This window comes from Actinoallomurus sp. CA-150999 (assembly GCF_050942425.1).
GTDB lineage: Bacteria > Actinomycetota > Actinomycetes > Streptosporangiales > Streptosporangiaceae > Actinoallomurus.
The window spans coordinates 6,687,870-6,707,084 of record NZ_CP192063.1 but is presented as its reverse complement, the minus strand read 5'-3'; the positions used below and the strand labels follow the sequence as shown (position 1 = coordinate 6,707,084).

At 69.6% G+C, this 19,215-nt stretch carries 17 protein-coding genes and 2 pseudogenes; 10 read left to right on the top strand and 9 right to left on the bottom strand.

Annotated features, from left to right (window positions below; translation table 11 throughout):
• Window positions 1-68: 68 nt before the first annotated feature.
• Window positions 69-875 (bottom strand): NmrA/HSCARG family protein, encoded by an 807-nt coding sequence (locus ACQP2O_RS31055; RefSeq protein ID WP_433171190.1) that lies wholly within the window; start codon window positions 873-875, stop codon window positions 69-71.
• A gap of 83 nt (window positions 876-958) precedes the next feature.
• Between ACQP2O_RS31055 and ACQP2O_RS31050 the strand changes: the two genes are divergently transcribed.
• The 3 genes and pseudogenes from ACQP2O_RS31050 to ACQP2O_RS31040 all read left to right on the top strand — a co-directional run bounded on the left by ACQP2O_RS31050 (window position 959) and on the right by ACQP2O_RS31040 (window position 2,165).
• The gene (locus tag ACQP2O_RS31050) at window positions 959-1,387 is read left to right on the top strand and encodes a MarR family winged helix-turn-helix transcriptional regulator (RefSeq protein WP_433171188.1); all 429 of its coding nucleotides are present in this window, start codon (window positions 959-961) and stop codon (window positions 1,385-1,387) included.
• A gap of 444 nt (window positions 1,388-1,831) precedes the next feature.
• A pseudogene (locus ACQP2O_RS31045) lies at window positions 1,832-1,921 on the top strand (transposase); the annotation flags it as partial.
• Between the two features lie 43 nt (window positions 1,922-1,964).
• Window positions 1,965-2,165 carry a hypothetical protein gene (locus tag ACQP2O_RS31040; RefSeq protein ID WP_433171186.1) on the top strand — a complete coding sequence of 67 codons (201 nt, stop codon included), beginning with the start codon at window positions 1,965-1,967 and terminating at the stop codon, window positions 2,163-2,165.
• A gap of 9 nt (window positions 2,166-2,174) precedes the next feature.
• Here ACQP2O_RS31040 and ACQP2O_RS31035 read toward each other — a convergent pair.
• The 8 genes and pseudogenes from ACQP2O_RS31035 to ACQP2O_RS31000 all read right to left on the bottom strand — a co-directional run.
• A pseudogene (locus tag ACQP2O_RS31035) lies at window positions 2,175-2,471 on the bottom strand (MBL fold metallo-hydrolase); the annotation flags it as partial.
• The gene (locus tag ACQP2O_RS31030; protein ID WP_433171183.1) at window positions 2,431-3,513 is read right to left on the bottom strand and encodes a metallophosphoesterase family protein; all 1,083 of its coding nucleotides are present in this window, start codon (window positions 3,511-3,513) and stop codon (window positions 2,431-2,433) included. The pseudogene ACQP2O_RS31035 and the gene ACQP2O_RS31030, both read right to left, overlap by 41 nt.
• A gap of 264 nt (window positions 3,514-3,777) precedes the next feature.
• Complete coding sequence (locus ACQP2O_RS31025) at window positions 3,778-4,647, bottom strand: MurR/RpiR family transcriptional regulator (RefSeq protein ID WP_433171180.1); 870 nt, start codon at window positions 4,645-4,647, stop codon at window positions 3,778-3,780.
• A gap of 216 nt (window positions 4,648-4,863) precedes the next feature.
• Window positions 4,864-5,502: a response regulator gene (locus ACQP2O_RS31020; protein ID WP_433171177.1), complete on the bottom strand. Its 639-nt coding sequence runs from the start codon at window positions 5,500-5,502 to the stop codon at window positions 4,864-4,866.
• A gap of 1 nt (window position 5,503) precedes the next feature.
• Entirely contained in the window at window positions 5,504-6,658 is a 1,155-nt protein-coding gene (locus tag ACQP2O_RS31015) for a sensor histidine kinase (RefSeq protein WP_433171175.1), read from the bottom strand.
• A 5-nt stretch (window positions 6,659-6,663) separates the two neighbouring features.
• Window positions 6,664-8,838, bottom strand: coding sequence for an MMPL family transporter (locus tag ACQP2O_RS31010; protein WP_433171172.1), 2,175 nt, complete (start codon window positions 8,836-8,838; stop codon window positions 6,664-6,666).
• Window positions 8,839-8,984: 146 nt separating this feature from the next.
• Window positions 8,985-9,365 carry a hypothetical protein gene (locus ACQP2O_RS31005; RefSeq protein WP_433171170.1) on the bottom strand — a complete coding sequence of 127 codons (381 nt, stop codon included), beginning with the start codon at window positions 9,363-9,365 and terminating at the stop codon, window positions 8,985-8,987.
• 506 nt (window positions 9,366-9,871) lie between these two features.
• Complete coding sequence (locus tag ACQP2O_RS31000) at window positions 9,872-10,615, bottom strand: IclR family transcriptional regulator (protein ID WP_433171168.1); 744 nt, start codon at window positions 10,613-10,615, stop codon at window positions 9,872-9,874.
• Between the two features lie 310 nt (window positions 10,616-10,925).
• Between ACQP2O_RS31000 and ACQP2O_RS30995 the strand changes: the two genes are divergently transcribed.
• From ACQP2O_RS30995 to ACQP2O_RS30965, 7 genes are all read left to right on the top strand, one after another.
• On the top strand, window positions 10,926-11,735 hold the full coding sequence (locus ACQP2O_RS30995; RefSeq protein ID WP_433191211.1) for a hydroxypyruvate isomerase family protein: 810 nt from the start codon (window positions 10,926-10,928) through the stop codon (window positions 11,733-11,735).
• Window positions 11,732-12,607, top strand: a complete 876-nt coding sequence (locus tag ACQP2O_RS30990) for a 2-hydroxy-3-oxopropionate reductase (protein WP_433171166.1) — start codon at window positions 11,732-11,734, stop codon at window positions 12,605-12,607. The genes ACQP2O_RS30995 and ACQP2O_RS30990 overlap by 4 nt, the downstream gene beginning before the upstream one ends.
• A 16-nt stretch (window positions 12,608-12,623) precedes the next feature.
• Window positions 12,624-14,387, top strand: coding sequence for a glyoxylate carboligase (gene gcl, locus ACQP2O_RS30985; RefSeq protein ID WP_433171164.1), 1,764 nt, complete (start codon window positions 12,624-12,626; stop codon window positions 14,385-14,387).
• A 161-nt stretch (window positions 14,388-14,548) separates the two neighbouring features.
• Complete coding sequence (locus ACQP2O_RS30980) at window positions 14,549-15,205, top strand: GntR family transcriptional regulator (protein ID WP_433171162.1); 657 nt, start codon at window positions 14,549-14,551, stop codon at window positions 15,203-15,205.
• A 278-nt stretch (window positions 15,206-15,483) separates the two neighbouring features.
• Window positions 15,484-16,974: an NCS1 family nucleobase:cation symporter-1 gene (locus ACQP2O_RS30975; protein WP_433171159.1), complete on the top strand. Its 1,491-nt coding sequence runs from the start codon at window positions 15,484-15,486 to the stop codon at window positions 16,972-16,974.
• A gap of 4 nt (window positions 16,975-16,978) precedes the next feature.
• Complete coding sequence (locus ACQP2O_RS30970; protein ID WP_433171157.1) at window positions 16,979-17,725, top strand: aspartate/glutamate racemase family protein; 747 nt, start codon at window positions 16,979-16,981, stop codon at window positions 17,723-17,725.
• Window positions 17,722-19,200 carry an NCS1 family nucleobase:cation symporter-1 gene (locus ACQP2O_RS30965; protein ID WP_433171155.1) on the top strand — a complete coding sequence of 493 codons (1,479 nt, stop codon included), beginning with the start codon at window positions 17,722-17,724 and terminating at the stop codon, window positions 19,198-19,200. Before ACQP2O_RS30970 ends, ACQP2O_RS30965 begins: the two co-directional genes overlap by 4 nt.
• The last annotated feature ends 15 nt before the right edge of the window (window positions 19,201-19,215 follow it).

The following is a 19,215-nucleotide window of genomic DNA, read 5'->3' as shown; positions in this document are numbered from 1 at the left end:
GTGGGACCTGCCCTGCCGCGCGCGGGTCTGTCCAGTGAAAACCCGTACAGTCCCCGTCATGAGGACCGTCAATGGGGTGGTTGGCCGGTGAGCCAGGTTCTGAAGTCGAGGAGGTGGGGGTGGCGGATGCGTAGCGCGGGGATGTCGGCCTTGTACCCGGATTCGGCGAACCAGAAGAACATGCGGGCTTCGGGGCCCATCAGGCGGAGCAGAGTCTTGGGGAGCGTCACGTAGCGCTTGCCGGTGGCGTCGGCGATCTGCGGGACGGTGAGCTCGTCGCCCGCCAGTTCGAGGGCCCGACCAAGGTAGCCGTCGGGGTCGGCGAAGGCCAGGGCGGCGAAGATGCCGATGTCGCGGACGGCGATCATTTGGAGGGTACGGTCGCGACCGAGGGTGGCCGCCATCATGCTGAGGCCGATCTGGGCGGCTCCGCGCATTGTGAACCCCTCCATGTAGCTGGCGGGACGCAGGATCGTTGCGGGGAGGTCCAGCGTGTTCAGATGCTGTTCGATCTGCCACTTGCTGTCGAAGTGCGGGATCCCCCGGACCCGGTCGACGCCGCCGACCGAGGAGTAGACCAGGTGGGACACCCCGGCCTCGGCAGCAGCGTCGGCCAGCGCGATGCCCTGGGCGGCCTCACGCCGGCCACGTCCCTGGACGCTGAAGACGCCGTGCACGCCGCGCATCGGTGCGGTCAGGGACACGGGCTCGTCCAGATCGCCGGCGACCACTTCGACCCCCTTGGCCACGAGTGACGTGGCCCGTTCCGGATGGCGGACCAGTGCGCGCACGTCCCAGCGGCCATCCGCGAGCAAAGCGTCGACGACCGCTCCGCCCTGGTTCCCGGTGGCCCCGGTCACGAGGACCCGCTTCATGGCTACCCCCTTGATAGTTACCTCGCTGATAGTTACCTGCTTGACTATATAGGCGTTCACTTTGTTCGGCTAGAATGATCGCCATGCCGTCAGAACCCGGCCAGGTCACCGCCGCCGAACTGGGCGAACTACTCCAGCGCGCCGCGCACGTCTTCGCCCGCCGCGGCATCGCTGCATTCGCCGAACACGATCTGTCGCCGGCTCGAGTCCGCCTGATCGTGACCGTCGGCGAGAACCCGGGCATCAAGATGTCGGAGCTGGCCACCCGGCTGGCCGTGACCAACCGTGCCATCACCCCGCTGGCCGACGGGCTGGAGGCCGAGGGGCTGCTCGTTCGCGAAGCCGACCCCACCGACCGGCGAGCCTTCCGCCTCACGTTGACCGACCGGGGTCAGGACGTGCGGCAGACCATCTCGGCGCTCCAGCAGTCCGTCAGCGATGACATCTTCGGGGTAATCCCCCAGCCCGACCGCGACCACCTCGCCAGACTTCTGCGCGCGTTCCTCACCTGAGCCATGACCAGGCTTCTCACCGCCTGACCGTGCTCACGCGGCTCGACCAGGCCACCCGTCTATGCGCGGGCGGTGGCCAATGACCAGTACGGCGACGCGAACGTCGGCGAGAAGCGGCACATCGCTGGCCCAGCCTTCATCGCCCAGATCACCGCAGGGCGGCGCTGCGGCCGCAGCGGCACATTGCCGCCGAGGGCGGGGCCATCAGGTCCACGCGAACTCGACGGCGTCGGCGACGAGCCGGAACGCGCCATGTCGCGCAGACCGGCGTCGCTCACCGATCCGTGGCCGGCGTGCGGTCGGCCGGGGCCCTGGTGGTCGACATCTGGATGCTGTCCAGGAGTCGTACGCCGAGAGATCCTCGACCGGATCCTGATCGTCAACGCCGCGCATCTGCGCAAGGTGCTCGCCAAGTACGAGGATCATTTCAAGTCCCACCGGCCGCGGCGCGACACCGATGTGGTCGGGATCTTCCCCGACCGGGCCGCGGTCATCCGCCTGGTCGGCGCGGTGCTGATGGAACAAACGGACGAGGACCGAAGCCTGCTGCGACAGCCGACGCCGGCACTCGGGGATCATGCGCATTGATTACCTGCACGGCCGGGTTCTTCACCAGGTTCGCGAGACGCTGGTGGTTGGCGGCCAGCGCGCTGGGTTCCATCGCAGCCTGCTCTTCGCCCATTCGCAGCCCGGGATTGTGTTCCAGCGCCTGGCCGGTGTGGTCTGCGAGACCCACGCTGCTGCCATCGAAGAATGCGTCCCCGGCGTGCACGAGTAGCCGGTCGTCACTGACCCGGATCACCACCGCCGCGTGCCCACGCGTGTGGCCAGGCATGGGCACCAGCGCGAACCGATCGTCTAGCCCGTCGACTCGCAGCGCGTCAGCAAAGCCCAGCCATGGTTCCCCTGGCTTGTCGTACAGAGACCACTGGGGGCCGTGCTCCCATTGCTGGGACCGGTACCGGAATTTGGCCGCCTCGTCGGGTTCGGCCACCGCCGCGTGATGCTCGAGTGCCGTCGTGTGCACGACCGCGTGCGGGAAGTCAGCGAGCCCGCCGATGTGGTCGAAGTCGAGATGGGTCAGTACGACGTGCGTGACATCCTCCGGCCCGTACCCCAGTTCCCGAATCCGGGCGACGGCCGTCTCCTCGGGCAGGCATGCGGGTTGGCACGGACCGGGTGGCCACGGGTAGCAGCGGCTGGCCGTCGACGTCGCGGATGCCGTCGAGGAGGATGTTGGCGACCGCGGGCCCGTTTTTGGTCACCGTCACCTGCGTGACGTGGTCGAGGTTCCCCTCCGGTCCGCCGAGCACCCATAGTCCGCCGGTGGGTCCGAGGCGTACGTGGGAGTTCGCGCCGGCCCGCTCGTGCCGGTAGTTGTGAACATGGCCCGCGAAGGCGTGATAGGGCCGGTCGCCCAGTGCGGCGCGGATGCGGTTCCACGCCGGATGGCTGCCCTGCCACAGTGGCATGTGCATGCACAGGAAGGTCCAGCGGGCATCGGTGTTCTCCCGGAGCGCGTGCTCGACGTCCGCCAACTGTTCCTCACCCACCGACGCGGGCTGTGTGCCGTTCCAGTCGAACAGCTCCGCCACCTGTTCGCGGGCGGCGATCGGGTACTGGACGAGCCGCTCCTCCAGCGCGTGCAGATGCTCCGCGACGTTCGGCGTGAGTTCGGCCGGGTTCTCTTGGGTGTTGAGAATGATGAACAACGCGTCGCCGTAGCGGAAGTGGTAATGGCATCGTCCGTAGCGCTCCCGCCACCGCTGCTCCATTTTGGGTGTGGAGACATCGTGGTTGCCCGGGGTGAGGAACATCGGGGTGCGCATCCCGGCGAACATGCCTTCGATGTGGGACCACTGCCTGGCGAGTTCGGCATCGTCGTCGGTGTACCCCTCGATCAGGTCACCCAGCTGGATCGCGAAGCTGGGCGCGAGTAGATCCGTGACGGCGAGGCCGCGCTCGAACACACCGGGCCGTGCGTTGCCGGTGCGGTCGGAGACGAGTACGAAGCTGAAGTGGTCCGCCGCGGCGGGCAGGTCGAGGCTGGTCCACGGATTGGGTTCGTCGTACGCCTCCACGCGCAGTCCCGGCGGAAGGGCGGAAGGCTGGGCGGTGGTCGTCAAGACAGGGCTTCTTTCTCTGGGGTCGTGAGCAGGGTCGTCAGCAGCGTGGTGAGCTGAGAGAAGTCGGTGATGAGGTGGTCTACGCCCGCGGCGGTCCTCCAACCGGCCAGGGTGCAGCGTCGGCAAGCCGTGTGCGGTGAGGACCTGAGTGACCGACTGCTCGGCGCGGTCAGCGTCAGCGACCACGGTGCCGTTCCAGTCGAACAGCACCCAGGTGCCGGAAAGCGGGCCATGGGGATGTGCCACAGCGGTACTCCAGAGGGATCAAAGACGATGTTCGGTAAGAACATCGGCGGTGGCCGCCAACGCCTCTTCCGCCACGGGGTCACCGAGGACGAGCAAGACGAACAGGGCGTCCAGCATGGTGAGGTGCACGATCCGACTGACCATGGCCTCGATGCGGTAAGTGGTCTCGCGGCTGCCCGCGACAAGGGTGTGATCGGCCATCTCGGTCAGGGGCGAGTGCGTGAAGCTGGTCAGCGCGACGGTCGTGGCCCCGGCAGCCGAGGCCGCTCGCACGGTCGCGAGGGTCTCGACGGTAGACCCGGTGTGGCTGATGGCGAAGCAGAGGTCGTCCGGACTGAGCATGCGGGCCGTGACCCGCTGGACGTGGACGTCGGCGGGAGCCGAGGCGTCGATGCCGATCGTGGTCATCCGGTACGCGATGTCTGCTGCCAGGGGCGCGGACGTTCCCACGGCGGCGAACAGCACACGGCGGGCCGAGCGCACCATGTCGCGGGCCCGCTCGATGCCGGATGCCGACACGGTTCCTGCCGTATGCCGCAGGGCGTCCGCCGCATTGCCGAACACCTTGTCGAGAACGGCGGCCGGGCCGTCCCCAGGGGCGACGTGGTCCGCCAACTGCCGGTCCGCGGGGACGGACTCGCGGGCGAGCGTCAGTTTCAGATCCTGGTAGCCGCGCAGACCCATGCTCTGGCAGAACCGCACCACGGTAGCGGCGGATGTGCCGACGGAGCGCGCCAGCTCTGTCACCGACGAGCGCATGACGATGGACGGATCGGCCAAAACGGCGAGCGCGACCCGCCGTTCCGCGCCCGACAATGTGGCTGATTCAGCGCGGATACGCTCTAGCGTCGCCTGGCCTGCCGGCGTGGGAGTCACGATGTCACTCACCGCCGCGACGCTAAGGAGCGCACACCAACGGCGAGCAACGCGCGGGTTACCGATGAATGGTCTTTTCAGTCACGGACGATCTATGAAAATTCTGTTCACGGGAACGTGGGCCAGGACGGTGACGCATCTGAAGGACCCCGGCCCGCGCCGCCGCCCGGTCCGCGCGTCGAGCACGCCGCTTGACCTGAACGGATGAGATTTTCGGCATGCACGACGTCACGGGCGTCTCAGCAGGCCCTGGTCCAGCGCGATGACCACCGCGCGGGTGCGGTCGGTCACGTCGAGCTTGGCGAAGATGCGCAGCAGGTGCGTCTTGACGGTCGCCTCGGCGATGACCAGCCGTTCGCCGATCTCGGCGTTGGACAGGCCGTCGGCCACCGCGCGTAGCACGTCGACCTCGCGGGGGGTCAGCGCCGGCTGGGCGGGACGGCGCATTCGGGCGACGAGGCGCTGGGCGACCCGAGGGGCCAGGACGGTCTCGCCGCGGGCGGCGGAGCGGACGGCGTCGATGAGCTGCTCACGCGTGGTGTCCTTCAGCAGGTAGCCGACGGCGCCGGCCTCGACCGCCCGCTCGATGTCGGCGTCGGTGTCGTAGGTGGTGAGGATCAGCACCCGGGTCGCCTCGGAACCGGCGGCGATCCGGGAGGTGACGGTGACGCCGTCCAGCACGGGCATCCGCAGGTCCAGCAGCGCCACGTCAGGGGCGTGCCGCTCGACCAGCTCGATCGCCTCCCGGCCGTCGGACGCCTCGCCGACGACGGCGATGGAGGGCTCGGCGGCGAGCAGGGCGGCGACGCCCGCCCGCATGGCGGGATGGTCATCGGCCAATACGACCCGGAGTAGCTCTTCGGACATGTCATTCCTCGATGGGGAGTACGACGAGGACGCGGGTGCCGTCGCCGGGCGAACTGGTGATGGTGAGGTCGCCGCCGAGTTCGGTCAGGCGGCGGCGCATGCCGGCGAGGCCGAACCCGCCGGCGGTCCCGACCGTGAACCCCCGGCCGTCGTCGGTGATCTCCAGCTCGACGCCGTACGGCTGCCGGGTCAGGACGACGCCGACGGTGGAGGCGGCGGCGTGCTTGCGGACGTTGGCCAGCGACTCCTGGGTGCACCGCAGCAGCGCGATCCGCGTGCCCGGATCGCAGTCGACGTCGTCCAGCTCGGCGTCGATGGTGAGGCCGGTGTCCTCGGCGAAGCGATCGAGGATTCGGCGCAGGGTCCGGGCGATCGAACCGCCCTCGACTGCGGCCCCGGGTGCGGGGGACGAGCCGACCAGCGCGCGTGCCTCGGCGAGGTTCTCCCGGGCGGTCCGCTCGATTGACAGCAACCGTCGCGCGGCGCCGTCCGGGTCGGCGGCGAGATCCGACCGGATGGCTTCGGCGTGCACGACGATGGAGGCGAAGCCCTGGGCGAGGGTGTCGTGGATCTCCCGGGCGATCCGCTCGCGCTCGGCGTCGGCGCCCTGTCGGCGGTACGCCTCGGCCAGTTCCGTTTGGGTGGTGGCCAGTTCCCCGGCGAGCCGGCGGGCTCGCTCGTCGGACTGGTCCAGGGCACGCCGGGCGGCCAGGCCCAAGGCGGTGCTGGCGGCGCAGGCCACCACGGTCACGATCGCGTTCCCGCCGACGGAGCCGCCGGCGGAGCCGCCACTCAGCGCACCCCCGGCGATGGCGGCCAGCGCACCCGCACCGCTCAGCAGCACCGACCGCAGGGCGGTGCCGGAGGGCACCCAGAAATAAGGGAGCGACACGACGTAGAGGGAGGCGGCCCCGTCCCGTAGAAAAGACACCGCGCCCAGGCCGACGAGGAGCGCGTACGGGAACCAGGGGCGGCGCCCGGGGAACCGCAGCGCCACCGCGAACGCGAGCCCCAGAACGATCGGCACCCCCGTCGACCAGATCCGCCTGCCCGCCGGATCGCCCAGCCCCGCCATGAGCTCAGGCGCCGGGCCGAGCAGCGCCCACACCGGCGCGTACCGGCGAAGGAACCGGATCGGGTCGTCGGGGGGTGCCATGCCGATCAGCCTACGTTCCCCACACCTGCCCCCCTGGGATCGGCGGCCTCACCCCACCCGGCGTCCCCGGAGCGAAGGGTACGGCGGCGGGACGGCCACCAGGCGGCGTCGCCGAGCAGCAACATCACCGCAGGCAGGATGACGAGCCGGATCACGAAGGCGTCCAGCAGCACCGCCACGGCCAGGCTGAACCCGATCTGTTTCATCTCGATCAGGTGCAGGGGGACGAAGGAGGCGAAGACCGTCACCATGACGACCGCGGCGCTGGTCACCACGCCGGCCGAGCCGCCGATGCCCCGCAGTACGGCGGTCCGGGCCGGTACGCCGCTCCGTACGGCCTCTTGGACCCGGCTGAGCGTGAACACCTGGTAGTCCATCGAGAGCCCGAACAGGATCACGAAGAGGAACAGCGGCACGCGTGAGCCGATCGACCCCATCGAGGTGAAGTCGAGCAGCCCCTCCGCCCAGGTGTGCTGGAAGACCGCCGTCAGGACGCCGAGCGAGGCCGCGGCCGACAGCAGGTTGAGCACGACGCCGACCAGCCCGAGGACGACCGAGCGGAACGCCCACGCGGTGATGACGAAGGTGACCAGCAGCAGCGCCCCGAGGATCAGCGGCAGTCGCTCCTTCTGGTGCTCCGGGTAGTCGGCGTACCGGGCGACGTCCCCGCTGACCGCGGTCTCGGCGCCCGCGAGCCTCCCCACCGTCGCCGGGGTCAGATCGGCCCGCAGATGCTTCAGCGACTTCTGCGCCCGCACCTCGCTCGGGTACGCCGGAACGGGCACCTCCAGCATCGAGACCCGGTGGTCCGCCGAGACGCGCATCCTGGTCCGGCCGTCGAACAGCGGGTCGTTCTTCACCTTGGCGGCGAGCGCGTCCAGCGCGGCGGCCACCTCCGGCTGACGGTCCGGCGCCGCCTGGACGACGACCTGGTTCACCGACTTCAGCTCGGGGAAGGCCGCGTTGACCCGGTGGAAGGCCTGCATGGCGGGCAGCTCGCGGGAGTAGGTCTCCCGCCCGACGTCGGTCAGCTTGATGTACGTGAGCGGAGCCGCCATGACGAGCATCGCGGCCACCGCGACGCCGAGCATGAGCACGGGCCGCCGGGCGACGGGACGCAGCGCGGCCGAGGTGAGCGCGCCATCGCCCGCCGAACGCGCGGCGCGCCGGGACGTACGGCCGCCGAGCAGGGCCAGCAGCGCGGGCAGGACGGTCACCGAGCTGACCACGGCCGCGATCGTGACCACGATGGCGCCGGTCGCCAGCGACCCGAAGATGACGTCGCCCGCCAGGTACAGCGTCGCGCTGGACGCGGCGACCGCCAGCCCCGAGACCAGCACCGCCCGCCCCGAGGTGGCGGCGGCGATCTCCACGGCGGCGGCCGCCGTGAGCCGCCCATCGGAACGTGCCCGCTCCTCCCGGTGCCGCTTGAGGTAGAAGAGCGTGTAGTCCACCCCGACCGCCATGCCGATGAGCAGGATGACGTTGGTACCGACTCCCGCGTCGGGGAAGACGTGCGAGGCCAGCATCGACAGCCCAACCCCGGCCATGATCGAGGAGACCGCCAGCAGCAGCGGCACCAGCGCCATCACCACCGAACGGAAGACCAGCAGCAGCACGATCAGCGTCACCGGCAGGGCGAACAGCTCCGTACGCGACAGGTCCTCGCTGCGCTGCCCCTGCACGTCCTTACTGATGGAAGGGCTGCCGGACTCCTCGACCCGGAGATCCGGATGCGCCCGCTGAACCGCTGCCGTCTGGGCCAGCAGGGGATCGACGCGCTTCCGCCCGTCGAGCTCGGGCCCCTTCACCGTCACGTCGATCCGTACGGACCGCCCGTCCGCCGACCGTACGGGCGCGGCCACCGACTCGACCTCGGCGAGCTGCGTCATCCGCTCGCGCACGTCCCGTACGGCCGCGTCGGTGCCGGCGCCCAGGCCCCTGCCGTCCTTCGCCGAGATCAGGACGCGCTCGAGCGGTTTCTGCTGCAGCCCGCCGCTCGCGGCCATCGCCTCGGCCCGCCCGGCCTCACCCACCCGGTAGTCCTCGGAGGTCGCGGCACGACCGCCCACCGCGATCCCGGCGCCCAGGCACACCACCACGAACAGGAGCCACCCGGCGATCGCGAGCCAGGGGCGGCGGGCGCTCCACCGCGCCACACGCACAGAGGAATTGTTCATGCCGTTAATGCTGGTCGGGAGGCCATCGCCGCCGGCAGCATCGACCGGTCGAACCTGCCGTCCACCGATCAGTGGACGGCGGGATCAGCCACGCCCCCAGGACCCGCTCCGCGCGCCCCGGGAGGCGCTCATCTACATCCTCACTGTCAGTCGGCGAGGGCGGTCTGGATGAGGGCCGTGACGTTGCGGGCGCGGTAGCGGGCGCGGCCCGGCGGCAACTCGCGGGGTTCGAGGCCGCCGAGCACGTCGCTGTCGCCGGGCGGGCACGAGAGGAGCAGGGCGCCGGCGCCTGCGTCGTGCAGGCCGCGTAGCAGCGGATCGGACAGCGCTGTGGCGGCATCGGCGGAGGAGCACGCGACGACCAGGTGCGCGCCCAGTTCGTACCCTCTCGGCAGGTACTCGACCAGCGGTTCCAGCAGGTTCTGCCGACCGTCCCGGACCCGCTCGTAGTCGTCGACGAGGACGAACAGCCGGGGCCCGTGCCAGTCGCGCACCGCGCTGGCCGCGGAGATCGGTGTCCCGGTCACGCTGCTCGTCCGCGACGCCGACGGGACGATCCACCCCCACGTGGTCACCGCCGCCGCCGACGGGCACGACGCCGACGGGCACGACGCGAACGAACACGGAGGCGACGAGCACGAAGGCGACGGCCGAGAGGCGGACGGGCAGGAGAGGACGGAGCCGCAGCCGCCACCCGAGCCCCTGCCGAGGAGGCCGGGCCGGTCGTGGTCGCCGTCGTCGCGATCGGCGGGGTCGCCCTGCTCGCAAGCCGACGTCCCGGGTTACGGGACCGGTTTTCCCGGCTTGTTCCTCCAGACCGGTGACTGCACGTACGGCAGCTTTGGCGTGGCGGGGCGCTCCAAAGCCGTGGAGAGGCGACTCGAGATCCACACATGCGGCAGTAGCGACGAGTGGTCCTTGCCGCGCGGCGGTTGATCCGGGGGCACTCGCCACGCTGGGAGGCGGGGCCGATCGGCACGGCTCTTCCCCGTAGGACCGCCCGACCGGCGCGCCCACGCCGGATCCTCGCGGATCAGGTGCTCGGCTTGGTGACGGTCAGGACGGCCGACAGCTCCTCAGCGATCTCCTTGAGCACCGGGACGATCTCGCTGTAGCGCGCCTCGGTGACCCGCACGGACGGGCCGGAGATCGAGATCGCGGTCATCGTCGGCCCGCCGGGCACCGGGACCGCGATGCAGCGCACGCCGATCTCCTGCTCGTTGTTGTCCACGGCGTAGCCGAGCTCGCGAATCTGTCGTAGCTGCCGCAGGAGTACAACGGGCTTGGTGATCGTGTGCTCAGTGTGCGCCGGCATGCCCGTGCGCATCAGCCGGTCGGTGACCTGGTCCTCGGGCAGTTGGGCCAGGAGCGCCTTGCCGACCGCGGTGCAGTGTGGCAGCACGCGCCGTCCGACCTCGGTGAACATCCGCATCGAGTGCTTTGACGGCACCTGCGCCACGTAGACGACCTCGTCGCCGTCGAGCATCGCCATGTTCGCGGTCTCGCCTATGTCATCGACCAGATGCGCGAGGTACGGTCGTGCCCAGGTGCCGAGCAGCCTGCTGGACGTCTCGCCGAGCCGGATCAGCCGTGGCCCGAGTGCGTAACGCCGCGACGCCCCCTGGCGCACATAGCCGAGGTTGACCAGGGTCCGGCTCAGGCGGTGGATCGTGGGCAGCGGCAGGCCCGAACTTTCGGACAGCTGGCTCAGCGTGACCTCACCGCCGGCGTCGGCCATGTGCTCGAGCAGCTGAAAGACGCGCTCGATGGACTGCACGCTGCCGGACCTGACCGGCTCGCCGTTCTTGGGCGCCATCCGAAGCCTCCAATGGGGGCGACCTTTTCATGATGCGGAAATCTATTTCACTATACCGCTCGATCAGGGGTGGCCGTGGGTGGCGCCCTTCCGGCATATGGAAGTCGCGCAAGGGCTACGCGCGCTCAGGAGGCAAGGTCGGTCACTCTCCGTACGGCTCCGCATCGTCCCCGTCATCGGTGTCCGAATCGCGACCCTTGACCCGTACAACCCTGCGCTTTACATTGCTTTCGTATCTCAGAATAACTTTTCCACAATACGGAAGAGGATCATGCTCGAACTCCATGACCTTCGGTTGGATGTGAACTGTTCGATCCTGTTCACCGAGTTGCCGCTGCTCGAGCGCCCGCACGCCGCTCGAGCGGCGGGCTTCGGCGCGGTCGAGTTCTGGTGGCCGTTCCCCGACGCCGTGCCCGCCGCCGCGGACGTGGACGCCTTCGTCGGCGCGCTGGACGACGCCGGCGTGCGGCTGGTGGGCCTGAACTTCTTCGCCGGCGACATGCCCGAAGGCGACCGCGGCGTGGTGTCATGGCCCGGCCGCGAGCGGGAGTTCCGGGACAACGCCGCGGTCGTCGCGGACATCGGAGAACGGACCGGCTGCCGCGTGTTCAACGCGCTGTACGGGAACCGGATCACCGGCACCGCGCCTGCCGCACAGGACGACCTGGCGGCGGAGAACCTGGCGACCGCCGCCGACGCGGTCGTGCGCATCGGCGGCACGGTGGTGGTCGAGGCGGTCAGTGGCCCGCAGCCTTATCCCCTGCGCACCGCCGCTGACGCGTTCGCGGTGATCGACCGGATCGGCCGGGACAACGTGCGCTTTCTCGCCGACCTGTACCACCTCACGGTGAACGGCGACGATCTGGACAAGGTGATCGGCGACTACGCGGCGCGCATCGGCCATGTGCAGATCGCGGACGCCCCCGGACGGCATGAGCCCGGCACGGGCGAGCTGGATCTCGATGGTCACCTCGGCACGCTTCATCGGGCCGGGTATCGCGGCTGGGTCGGGCTGGAGTACGTGCCGTCCGGCCCCAGCGCCGACAGCTTCTCGTGGATCCAGAAAGAGGCACGCATATGACCACCGTCGGTTTCATCGGCCTAGGGATCATGGGCGGCCCGATGGCCGCCAATCTCGTCACGGCCGGTTTCGACGTCATCGGCCACAACCGCAGCGCACCGGCGATGGAGAAGCTGGTGGCCGCGGGCGGGCGGGCCGCACGCAGTGTCGCGGAGGCCACGCGTGACGCGGACGTCGTCATCACGATGGTGCCCGACTCGCCCGACGTGGAGGCCGTGGTCCTCGGCGAGGACGGTGTGCTGGCTGGCGCCACGGCGGAGCTGTTGCTCATCGACTGCAGCACGATCCGCCCGGACGTCTCCCGGAAGGTCGCCGAAGCCGCGGCCGGGCGTGGTGTCAGAGCGCTCGACGCGCCGGTCAGCGGTGGCGAGCAGGGCGCCATCGACGGCACGCTCTCGATCATGGTCGGCGGTGCGGCGGCCGACTTCGAGGCGGCCAGACCGGTGCTGGACGCCATCGGGAAGACCGTGGTGCACGTCGGCCCGGCCGGGTCCGGGCAGACGGTGAAGGCCGCGAACCAGCTCGTCGTCGCGGGCACCATCGAGCTCGTCGCCGAGGCGATCGTCTTCCTCGAGGCGTACGGCGTGGACACCGAGGCGGCCGTCCGCGTGCTCGCCGGAGGGCTGGCCGGGAACGCGATCCTCGAGCGCAAGGCCGCCGGAATGCTGCGCCGGGAGTTCACGCCGGGATTCCGGCTCGAACTCCATCACAAGGATCTGGGGATCGTGCAGGCCGCGGCGCGCGAGGCGGGCATCGTGATCCCTCTTGGCGCGGCCGTGTCCCAGCTGGTCGCCGCCCTTGTGGCGCGGGGCGACGGCGCTCTTGACCATTCCGGCCTCCTCAAGCTCGTCCAAGAGCTCTCCGGCCGCTGACTCTCTGGAGATTCCGATGACCCGAATGACCGCCGCGCGTGCCGCGGTCGAGATCCTGAAGCGCGAAGGCGTCGCGCACGCGTTCGGCGTGCCCGGTGCCGCGATCAATCCCTTCTACGCCGCGCTGCGCGAGGCCGGTGGAATCGACCACGTCCTGGCCCGGCACGTCGAGGGCGCGTCGCACATGGCCGAGGGGTACACCCGTGCGAGGCACGGCAACATCGGCGTGTGCGTCGGCACGTCCGGCCCGGCCGGCACCGACATGATCACCGGGCTCTACTCCGCGTCCGCCGACTCGATCCCGATCCTGTGCGTCACCGGGCAGGCGCCGGTCGCCCGGCTGCACAAGGAGGACTTCCAGGCGGTGGACATCGTGAGCATCGCCAGACCGCTGACGAAGATGGCGATGACGGTGCTCGAACCGGCCCAGGTACCCGGGGCGTTCCAGCAGGCGTTCCACCTCATGCGCTCGGGCCGGCCCGGCCCGGTGCTGATCGACCTGCCGGTCGACGTGCAGCTCGCCGAGATCGAGTTCGACCCGGACACGTACGGGCCGCTGCCGGTGCACAAGCCGGCCGCGACCCGGGCGCAGATCGACCGGGCGCTCGACCTGCTCGATGCCGCCGAACGCCCGCTGATCGTGGCCGGCGGCGGGATCATCAACGCCGACGCCGCCGACCTGCTGGTGGAATTCGCGGAACTGACCGGCGTGCCCGTGGTCCCGACGCTGATGGGATGGGGCGCGATCCCCGACGACCACCCGCTGATGGCCGGCATGGTCGGCCTGCAGACCGCCCACCGCTATGGCAACGCGACGTTCCTGGAATCGGATTTCGTGCTCGGCATCGGCAACCGCTGGGCCAACCGGCATACCGGTGGCCTGGACACCTACCGGAACGGCCGCACGTTCGTGCACGTGGACATCGAACCCACCCAGATCGGCCGGGTGTTCCCGCCCGACTACGGCATCGTGTCCGACGCCCGCGTCGCACTGGAGTTGTTCGTCCGGGCCGCCCGCGAGCGAACACGACGCGACCGCGGCGCCTGGGCGCGGAGCTGCCGGGAACGCAGGCGCACCCTGTTGCGCCGCACGCACTTCAACGACGTCCCGATCAAGCCTCAGCGGGTGTACGAGGAGATGAACCGCGCGTTCGGCCCGGACACCCGCTACGTGACCGCGATCGGCCTGTCGCAGATCGCGGCGGCACAGTTCCTCCACGTCTACCACCCGAGGAACTGGATCAACTGCGGCCAGGCCGGCCCGCTGGGCTGGACCGCTCCGGCCGCCCTGGGCGTGGTCACCGCCGACCCGACCACGCCCGTGGTCGCGTTGTCCGGCGACTACGACTTCCAGTTCATGCTCGAGGAGCTGGCCGTCGGCGCGCAGTTCAACCTGCCGTACATCCACGTCGTGGTGAACAACGCCTACCTCGGGCTGATCCGCCAGGCGCAACGCGGGTTCGACATGGACTACTGCGTGCAGCTGTCGTTCGACAACGTGAACTCTCCCGAGACCGGCGGATACGGCGTCGACCATCTGAAGGTGGCGGAAGGGCTGGGGTGCAAGGCGATCCGGGTGGAGCAACCGGACGACATCCGGCCCGCACTGGAGAAGGCGAAGACGCTCATGGCGGAGTTCCACGTACCGGTCGTGGTGGAGATCATCCTTGAACGGGTCACCAACATCGCCATGGGCACCGAGATCGATGCCGTCGCCGAGTTCGAGGAGCTCGCGTCGGGCCGGGAGGACGCCCCGACCGCCGTCGCGTTGCTCGACTGATCTCCGCCGATCGCCGGTGATGGTGGTTCCACCGGCGATCTGGGGTGGAGTGATCCCGCACGAGGCCAGCGCGATGGCATCATTGAAACCTGCCCCGCGCGGATCCGCGATATCCGGTGGCCGCGCCGGTGCCGCGACGGTGCTCGTGTGGAGGATGTGCGATGACGACCCTGCCCTTCCGCGCGGGTAGGGGCGTGCCGCCACTCCGCGACCAGGTCGCCGGGGAGCTTCGTTCACGCATCGCCGACGGTCGTGTGGCGCCGGGGGAGCGGCTGTATGAGAAGGCGATCGCCGACGAACTGGGCGTTTCACGTCTCCCCGTGCGCGAAGCGATCCGGATGCTGCAGAGCGAGGGCCTCGTCTCGGTGCAGCCACGCCGGGGAGTGCTGGTCCGGCGGCTGAACCGGCAGGCGGTACAGGACCTGTTCGACGTCCGCGAAGCGCTCGAGGTCCTGGCGGCGCGGCTGGCCGCGGAGCGGGCGGACCAGGCCGCCCTACGTCGCCTGGAAGAACTGGTCGAGGTGGGTCGCCGCGCCCTCGACGACGGTGACGATCAGGCGATCGCGGCGAGCAACACGGCGTTCCACGACTCGATCTACCAACTGGCCGGCAACGCGTTGATCCCCGAGGTGCTCGATCCGCTCATGGGACGGCTGCATTGGCTGTTCCGGCAGAACGTCGAGCCGGAGCGGGTCTTCCTCGAGCATCAGGAGCTATATCGGGCGCTGGCGGCGCACGATCCGGAGCAGGCGGCCGACGTGGCGCTGCAGCACATCCGCTCGTCGCGGCGGATGGTGCTGGAGATGCTCAAGGACTGATCGGAGCCTGGGCGTCCGGCGGCCCGGCGCACCGCGCCATCGCAATGCGTCGGCCTGTCGGCCCGTCCACCAGCAGGGATCGCCCGCGTGGGCCACGCGGAGTTCACCGAATCATCAGATCGGTCTTGACGTGACGTACGTCATGAGCACAGACTTCTCGCAACGCAAAAGTATACTTTCGCAATGCGGAACATCGGTGATCGTGACGGTGCCTGCCACCCCTTCGGCCCGCGGTCACCACGAACTCCAGCCCCTAGCGTTTCCCTCGGAGCGGCGTTATGGCCCTCACGGAAGACCCCACCGGTAAGAAGCACTCCCAACTCGACGTCGACCACGCCGCGCTCGCGGCGAGCGACCCATCCGGCCGGTTGTACAACGAGGACCTGGCCCCGGCCAGGCCGGGCAACCGTCAGTGGAACGCCTACAGCCTGTTCGCGCTCTGGATGAACGACGCGCACAACGTCGGCAACTACACCTTCGCCGCCGGGCTGTTCCTGCTCGGACTGTCCCCGATCGAGGTGACCCTCGGCATTCTCGGCGGCTGCCTGATCATCTTCGCGGGCTGCTGCATGTCCGGATTCATGGGTCAGCAGACCGGTACACCCTATCCCGTGGTCAGCCGGGTGACCTGGGGCGTCTGGGGAGCGAACTTCCCCGCCCTGGTCCGCGCGGTCGTCGCGATCGCCTGGTACGGCATCCAGACCTACATCGCCTCGATCGCCCTGCAGGTCGTCCTGCTCCGGCTCGCTCCGTCGCTCGCGAAGCTGCAACACCCGACGGTGCTCGGCCTGAGCCTGCTCGGCTGGATCGCGTTCCTGCTGCTGTGGGCCGTGCAACTCGCGATCGTGGTTCGCGGCATGGACGCGGTGCGCCACTTCCAGGGCCTGGCCGGGCCCGCGATCTGGCTGGTCATGCTCGGCCTCGCCGGATACATGCTGTGGAAGGCGGACTTCCACATCTCCTGGACCACCGGTGGCAAGCCGTTGAGCACAGGCGGCCAGATCTACCAGACGTTCGCCGCCGTGGGCCTGACCGTCGGCGTCCTTGCCACGTTGATGCTTAATTTCTCCGACTTCGCGCGCTACGCGCCGGACCGCCGCTCGGTGGTGAGGGGGAACTTCTGGGGCCTTCCCGTGAACTGGACGGCGTTCGCGCTGACCTCCGTGATCGTGTCGGCGGCCTCGATGAAGGTGTACGGACACGCGCTCCTGGAGCCGGCCAAACTACTCGAGCAGATCCACAACGACATCGTCTTCGTGATCGGTGCCGGCGTGTTCGTGCTCGCGACGGTCGGCGTGAACATCGTGGCGAACTTCGTCTCTCCCGCCTTCGACCTGGCCAACGTGTGGCCCAAACACGTCACGTTCAAGCGGGGCGGCGTCATCACCGCGTTCCTGGCGCTGGCCACCGTGCCGTGGAAGCTGTACTCCTCCCCACAGATCATCACGTATTTCCTGGGGACCCTCGGCGCCCTGCTCGGCCCGTTCTTCGGCGTCATGGCGATCGACTTCTTCATCATCCGCCGGCAGCGGGTCGACCTGGCTCATCTGTACCTGCCGACACCGGAGTCGAGTTACTACTACACGCGCGGCCTGAACCGGCGGGCGCTGGCGGCGTTCGTCCCAGCGGCGGCCGTGGCCCTGACATTCGCGCTGGTACCGGCCTTCTCGAAGCTGGCGCCGTTCGGCTGGTTCACCGGCGCGGCCCTCGCGGCCGCGTGCTACTACCCGTTGGCGCGCGGCCGGACGGCCGTGCCGGAAGGAAGGTGAAGCCGTGCGGATCCTTGTCGTCAACGTCAACACGGCCGCGTCGATGACCGAGGCGATCCGCGCCCGGGCCGCCCGCGCGGCCGCGCCCGGTACGGACATCGTCGCCCTCACGCCGTTCTTCGGACCCGAGTCGGTCGAGGGCAACCTGGAGAGCTACCTGGCCGCGGTCGCGGTGATGGACCGGGTGCTGGCCTACACCGAGCCGTACGACGCCGTCGTGCAGGCCGGCTTCGGCGAGCACGGACGCGAAGGGCTGCAGGAGCTGCTCGACGTGCCCGTCGTGGACATCACCGAGGCCGCCGCCCATATCGCGTGCCTCATCGGCCGCTCCTACTCCGTCGTGACCAGCCTCGAGCGCACCGTGCCGCAGATCGAGGACCGGCTCAAGCTGGCCGGGCTCGGCGAACGCTGCGCCTCGGTCCGGGCGAGCGGGTTGGGCGTGCTCGAACTGGAGGCCGACCCCGGCGGCGCCGTCGACGCGATCGTTCGCGTCGCGCGGCAGGCCATCGAACAGGACCGCGCCGAGGTGATCTGCCTCGGCTGCGGCGGCATGACGGGCCTTGAGGAAAAGGTCGCCGCGGCCACCGGCGTGCCCGTCGTCGACGGTGTCGCCAGTGCCGTGAAGCTGGCCGAGGCGTTGCTCGGCCTCGGCCTGTCCACGAGCAAGATCCGCACCTACGCCCGCCCCCGAGCCAAGACCATCACCGCCTGGCCGCTGCACCAGCACATCCCCCAGGAGAACGCCATATGAGCACCATCGACGTCAACGACCCGCCGGACCCACGGCTCTACAACGACGATCTCGCGCCCGCCGAAGAGCGCACCTGGGGCGTCTACAGCCTGTTCGCCATGTGGATGTCCGACGTCCACAGCGTCGGCGGGTACGTCTTCGCGGCCGGGCTGTTCGGGCTCGGGCTGGTCGGCTGGCAGGTTCTGCTCGCCCTGGTCATCGGCATCACGCTGGTCAATCTGGGGATGAACTGGATCGGCTATGCCGGGCAGCGGACCGGCGTCCCCTATCCGGTGCTGGCCCGGGTCAGCTTCGGCGTGTTCGGGGCGAACCTGCCCGCGCTGATCCGCGCGGTCATCGCGATCTTCTGGTACAGCATTCAGACCTGGCTGGCCTCGGTCGCCGTGGTCGGGCTCATCCTGCGCGCCGTTCCGTCGCTGAAGCCACTGGCGCAGCACGGATTCCTCGGGCTGTCGACGCTGGGCTGGATCGCCTTTCTCGCCCTGTGGGCATTGCAGCTCATGTTGTTCCGGCGTGGCATGGAGACCGTCCGGCGGTTCATCGACTGGGCCGGCCCGGCGATCTGGGTCGTCATGCTGACTCTGGCGGTCGGCATCGTCATCGCCGCTCATGGGCATGTCAGCCTGACCCTGCCCGCCAAGCGCCTGTCCGGCGGGAGCGCCGTACACCAGTTCTTCGCCGCGATCTCGCTGACCGTGGCGTACTTCTCGGCACTGTTGCTTAACTTCTGCGACTTCTCCCGATTCGCCCCGAATCGGCGTGCGGTGCGCTGGGGGAACTTCTGGGGCCTTCCGGTCAACTTCATCGCCTTCTCCGTCGTTTCGGTGGTGGTCACCGCGGGCAGCATCGCGGTCTACGGCAAGGCGATCTTCGACCCGGTCGAACTCGTGCAGCGCATGGACAACACGGTGGTCTCCGTACTGGGAGCGATCACGTTCGCGATCGCCACGATCGGCATCAACGTCGTCGCGAACTTCGTGTCACCCGCGTACGACCTGGCCAACGTCGCTCCCAAGCACATCGACTTCAAGCTCGGTGGCTTGATCACCGCGATCGCCGCCCTGCTGGTCATGCCCTGGAAGGTGTACGGCAGCCCGATCGCCGTGCAGTACTTCCTCGGCGGCCTCGCGGCCTTCCTCGGCCCGCTGTTCGGGATCATCATCACCGACTACTACCTGCGTCGCCGCGGCCGAGTGGAGGTCGACGACCTCTACCGCGCGGACGAGCAGGCCGCCTACTACTACCGGCGCGGGTGGAATCCCAAGGCGCTCGCGGCGTTCGTGCCCGCCGCGGCCGTGGCCGCCGCCGTGGCGCTCATTCCGGCCTCGGTCGTGCCGCTTTTCGGCGACCTGGCCCCGTTCTCCTGGTTCATCGGCGCGGCGCTCGGATCGGCGGCGTACCTGGCGATCACGAGCCAGGTCGGCGAGACGGGCCCCGAACCGGCGGCCCGGCCCGCGACCCCGACCGCGACCTGACGGAGAGGACACGTT

What these genes read in the sequence shown, in the direction of transcription:
- ACQP2O_RS31055 (WP_433171190.1), bottom strand. Translation starts at nt 875, where the DNA reads ATGAAGCGGGTCCTCGTGACCGGGGCCACCGGGAACCAGGGCGGAGCG.
- ACQP2O_RS31050 (WP_433171188.1), top strand. Translation starts at nt 959, where the DNA reads ATGCCGTCAGAACCCGGCCAGGTCACCGCCGCCGAACTGGGCGAACTA.
- ACQP2O_RS31040 (WP_433171186.1), top strand. Translation starts at nt 1,965, where the DNA reads ATGCGCATTGATTACCTGCACGGCCGGGTTCTTCACCAGGTTCGCGAG.
- ACQP2O_RS31020 (WP_433171177.1), bottom strand. Translation starts at nt 5,502, where the DNA reads ATGTCCGAAGAGCTACTCCGGGTCGTATTGGCCGATGACCATCCCGCC.
- ACQP2O_RS31015 (WP_433171175.1), bottom strand. Translation starts at nt 6,658, where the DNA reads ATGGCACCCCCCGACGACCCGATCCGGTTCCTTCGCCGGTACGCGCCG.
- ACQP2O_RS31010 (WP_433171172.1), bottom strand. Translation starts at nt 8,838, where the DNA reads ATGAACAATTCCTCTGTGCGTGTGGCGCGGTGGAGCGCCCGCCGCCCC.
- ACQP2O_RS30995 (WP_433191211.1), top strand. Translation starts at nt 10,926, where the DNA reads ATGCTCGAACTCCATGACCTTCGGTTGGATGTGAACTGTTCGATCCTG.
- ACQP2O_RS30990 (WP_433171166.1), top strand. Translation starts at nt 11,732, where the DNA reads ATGACCACCGTCGGTTTCATCGGCCTAGGGATCATGGGCGGCCCGATG.
- gcl (WP_433171164.1), top strand. Translation starts at nt 12,624, where the DNA reads ATGACCCGAATGACCGCCGCGCGTGCCGCGGTCGAGATCCTGAAGCGC.
- ACQP2O_RS30980 (WP_433171162.1), top strand. Translation starts at nt 14,549, where the DNA reads ATGACGACCCTGCCCTTCCGCGCGGGTAGGGGCGTGCCGCCACTCCGC.
- ACQP2O_RS30975 (WP_433171159.1), top strand. Translation starts at nt 15,484, where the DNA reads ATGGCCCTCACGGAAGACCCCACCGGTAAGAAGCACTCCCAACTCGAC.
- ACQP2O_RS30965 (WP_433171155.1), top strand. Translation starts at nt 17,722, where the DNA reads ATGAGCACCATCGACGTCAACGACCCGCCGGACCCACGGCTCTACAAC.